This is a genomic window from Streptomyces spongiae (genome assembly GCF_009377185.1).
GTDB classification, from domain to species: domain Bacteria; phylum Actinomycetota; class Actinomycetes; order Streptomycetales; family Streptomycetaceae; genus Streptomyces; species Streptomyces spongiae.
Map to the genome: position 1 here is coordinate 1 of NZ_VJZC01000737.1, position 4,286 is coordinate 4,286.

Consider the following 4,286-nt stretch of genomic DNA (forward strand, 5'->3'; position numbering starts at 1 on the left):
CCCCTCACCGGGGCCCGCGCCCCACTCGCCACCCCGCGCGCAAAAGTCGTTCGCCAGCAATTTCGGCGAGGTGAGATCCTGGACGCCGTATGTCTACGCATCCTGCCCCCGCCCTCGGCGCCCTCGCCCCCCGCCTGGCCGAGCTGTCCCTGCGCGACGCGCACCGGCTCGGGCGCAGGCTCGAGGGCGCGCGCAAGATCCGTAAGCCGGAGGCCCACGCCGCCGTCCTCGCCGAGATCGAGGCGGAGGTGGCGAAGGCCGAGGACCGGATGGCCGCGCGGCGCGCCCGCGTGCCCGCCGTCTCGTACCCCGAGCAACTGCCCGTCAGCCAGAAGAAGGACGCGATCGCCGAGGCCATCCGCGACCACCAGGTCGTGATCGTCGCCGGTGAGACGGGCTCCGGCAAGACCACGCAGATCCCGAAGATCTGCATGGAGCTGGGCCGTGGCGTCCGCGGCATGATCGGGCACACCCAGCCCCGCCGTATCGCCGCCCGGACCGTCGCCGAGCGCGTGGCGGAGGAGCTGGACACACCCCTGGGTGAGGCCGTCGGCTGGAAGGTGCGCTTCACCGATCAGGTGAACCCGGACGCCACCTTCGTCAAGCTGATGACGGACGGCATCCTGCTCGCCGAGATCCAGACGGACCGCGAGCTGCGCGCCTACGACACGATCATCATCGACGAGGCCCACGAGCGGTCCCTCAACATCGACTTCCTGCTGGGGTACCTGTCCCAGCTGCTGCCGAAGCGGCCGGACCTCAAGGTCGTCATCACGTCCGCCACCATCGACCCCGAGCGCTTCTCCCGCCACTTCGGCGACGCGCCGATCATCGAGGTCAGCGGCCGGACGTACCCGGTGGAGGTGCGTTACCGCCCCCTCCTCGAAGAGGACTCCGAGGACGCCGACCGCGACCAGATCACCGCGATCACGGACGCGGTCGAGGAGCTGATGGGCGAGGGCAAGGGCGACATCCTCGTCTTCCTCTCGGGGGAGAGGGAGATCCGCGACACGGCCGACGCGCTCACGAAGAAGCAGTACAGATTCACCGAGGTCCTGCCCCTGTACGCCCGGCTCTCGCACGCCGAGCAGCACCGCGTCTTCCAGCCGCACACCGGCCGCAGAATCGTCCTCGCCACGAACGTCGCCGAGACCTCCCTGACCGTCCCGGGCATCAAGTACGTCATCGACCCGGGCTTCGCCCGTATCTCGCGCTACAGCCACCGCACCAAGGTCCAGCGCCTCCCCATCGAGGCGATCTCCCAGGCCAGCGCCAACCAGCGCAAGGGCCGCTGCGGCCGTACGAGCGACGGCATCTGCATCCGGCTGTACAACGAGGACGACTTCCTCGCCCGCCCGGAGTTCACGGACGCCGAGATCCTGCGGACGAACCTCGCGTCCGTCATCCTCCAGATGACCGCGGCCGGTCTTGGCGACATCGAGAAGTTCCCGTTCATCGACCCACCGGACCACCGCAACATCCGTGACGGCGTCCAGCTCCTCCAGGAGCTCGGCGCGCTGGACCCCACGCAGAAGGACGCGCGGAAACGCCTCACGCAGACCGGCCGCAAGCTCGCCCAGCTCCCGGTCGACCCGCGCCTGGCCCGCATGGTCCTGGAGGCCGACCGGAACGGCTGTGTGCGCGAGGTCATGGTCATCGCCGCCGCGCTGTCCATCCAGGACCCGCGCGAGCGCCCCGCCGACAAACAGACGCAGGCCGACCAGCAGCACGCCCGCTTCAGGGACGAGACGAGCGACTTCCTCGCGTACCTGAACCTCTGGCGGTACGTCCGCGAGCAGCAGAAGGAGCGCGGCTCGTCGTCCTTCCGGCGCATGTGCAAGCAGGAGTTCCTGAACTTCCTGCGCATCCGCGAGTGGCAGGACATCTACTCGCAGTTGAGGACCGTCGCCAAGCAGATGGGCATCCACCTCAACGAGGAGGACGCGGCCGACCAGAGCGTCCATCTCTCGCTCCTCGCCGGTCTGCTCTCGCACATCGGTATGAAGGACGTGAAGGAGTCCAAGGACTCGGGCCCGGGCGCGGGCTCGGGCGCGCGCAAGGACGGCGGGCGGAACGAGTACCTGGGCGCCCGCAACGCCAAGTTCGCGATCTTCCCGGGCTCGGCCCTCTTCAAGAAGCCGCCGCGCTTCGTGATGTCGGCGGAGCTGGTGGAGACCTCCCGCCTCTGGGCCCGCGTCAACGCGCGCATCGAGCCGGAGTGGATCGAGCCCCTCGCCGAGCACCTCGTCAAGCGCACGTACAGCGAGCCGCACTGGGAGAAGGACCAGGCCGCGGTGATGGCGTACGAGAAGGTCACGCTGTACGGCGTCCCGATCGTCGCCCAGCGGAAGGTCAACTACGGCCGTATCGACCCGGAGACGAGCCGCGAACTTTTCATTCGCAACGCCCTGGTCGAGGGCGACTGGCGCACGCACCACAAGTTCTTCGCCGACAACCGCAAGCTCCTGACCGAGGTCGAGGAGCTGGAGCACCGCGCCCGGCGCCGCAACATCCTGGTCGACGACGAGACCCTGTTCGACTTCTACGACCAGCGCGTGCCCGAACACGTCGTCTCCGGCGCCCACTTCGACTCCTGGTGGAAGCACAAGCGGCACGAGCAGCCCGACCATCTCGACTTCGAGCGGGAGATGCTGATCCGCGAGTCGGCGGAGGCGGTCACGAAGGCCGACTATCCGGACTCGTGGCGGCAGGGTCAGCTGAAGTTCCGCGTCACGTACCAGTTCGAGCCGGGCGCGGACGCCGACGGTGTGACCGTCCACATCCCGCTCCAGGTCCTCAACCAGGTCACCGACGAGGGCTTCGACTGGCAGATCCCGGGCCTGCGGGAGGAGGTGGTGACGGAGCTGATCCGTTCCCTTCCGAAGCCGATCCGCCGGAACTACGTGCCTGCGCCGAACTTCGCGAAACGGTTCCTGGACACCGCCGTCCCCCTTCAGGAACCGCTCACGGTCACCATGGCGCGCGAGCTGAAGCGCATGGTCGGCGTCCCCTTCGAGGCCGACGACTTCGACTGGGCGAAGGTGCCGGACCATCTGCGCGTCACCTTCCGGATCGTCGACGAGCGCCGCCGCAAGCTCGCCGAGGACAAGGACCTGGAGGCCCTGAAGCTTCGGCTGAAGCCGAAGGCGAGGCAGGCCATCTCGCAGGCGGCCGCCGCCACGGCGGAGCGCCAGGGAGGCGAGTCCCTGGAGCGCACCGGCCTGACCGACTGGACGATCGGCTCCCTCACCCGCGTCTTCGAGACCCGCCGCGCCGGCCAGCCCGTCAAGGCGTACCCGGCGCTGGTGGACGACGGCGACTCGGTCTCGGTCCGTCTCTTCGACACGGAGGAGGAGCAGGCGGAGGCCATGTGGAAGGGCACGCGGCGGCTGATCCTGCTGGGCATCCCGGTGAATCCGGCGAAGTTCGCGTCGGAGAAGCTGACGAACCCCCAGAAGCTCGCCCTGTCCGCGAACCCCCACGGCTCCATCCAGGCCCTCTTCGACGACTGCGCGATGGCCGCGGCCGACAAGCTGACGGGGGACCTCGGAGGGCCGGCCTGGGACGAGTCGTCGTACCGGAAGCTGTACGACAAGGTGCGTCCCGAGATCGTCGACACCACGGTCCGTGCGGTCGGGCAGGTGCAGCAGGTGCTGGCCGCCTGGCAGGCGTGTGAGCGTCGGCTGAAGACGGTACGCAGCCCCGTGCTGCTGCCGAACGTCCAGGACGTACGGGCGCAGCTGGACGCCCTGGTGAAGCCCGGCTTCGTGACGGAGACGGGTCTGCGGCGTCTGCCGGATCTGATGCGGTACCTGGTGGCCGCGGACCGGCGTCTGCAGCAGATGCCGACGAACGTTCAGCGGGACACCACGCGGATGGAGAAGGTCCATGAGATGCAGGACGAGTACGCGTGGCTGCTGGAGCAGATGCCGCGGGGGCGTCCGGTTCCTTCCTCCGTCCTCGACATCCGCTGGATGATCGAGGAGCTCCGCGTCAGCTATTTCGCTCACGCGCTGGGGACGGCTTACCCCGTCTCCGACAAGCGGATCGTGAAGGCCATCGACGCGGTCGTGCCGTAACCGGCCCGGTACGCCGGGTGAGTTCGACCAAGGGCTCACCCTCCTGTACAGTCTCTTCTCGCAGCGCAACGCGAGATTCAGCGCCGCGAAACCTGGTCCTGTGGAGCAGTTTGGAGTGCTCGCCACCCTGTCAAGGTGGAGGCCGCGGGTTCAAATCCCGTCAGGACCGCATTGATCGAAGGGCCCGCATCCGTCAAGGATGCGGGC

Annotated in this window: 1 protein-coding gene and 1 tRNA gene; both read left to right on the forward strand. The window is 68.5% G+C overall.

The genetic code is table 11. The annotated features are described in order from the left end of the window. Positions 1 to 89: 89 nt before the first annotated feature. The gene (gene hrpA / locus FNH08_RS45700; protein ID WP_152777533.1) at positions 90 to 4,079 is read left to right on the forward strand and encodes an ATP-dependent RNA helicase HrpA; all 3,990 of its coding nucleotides are present in this window, start codon (positions 90 to 92) and stop codon (positions 4,077 to 4,079) included. A 94-nt stretch (positions 4,080 to 4,173) separates the two neighbouring features. Next, positions 4,174 to 4,248: transfer RNA gene (locus FNH08_RS45705), tRNA-Asp, on the forward strand. The last annotated feature ends 38 nt before the right edge of the window (positions 4,249 to 4,286 follow it).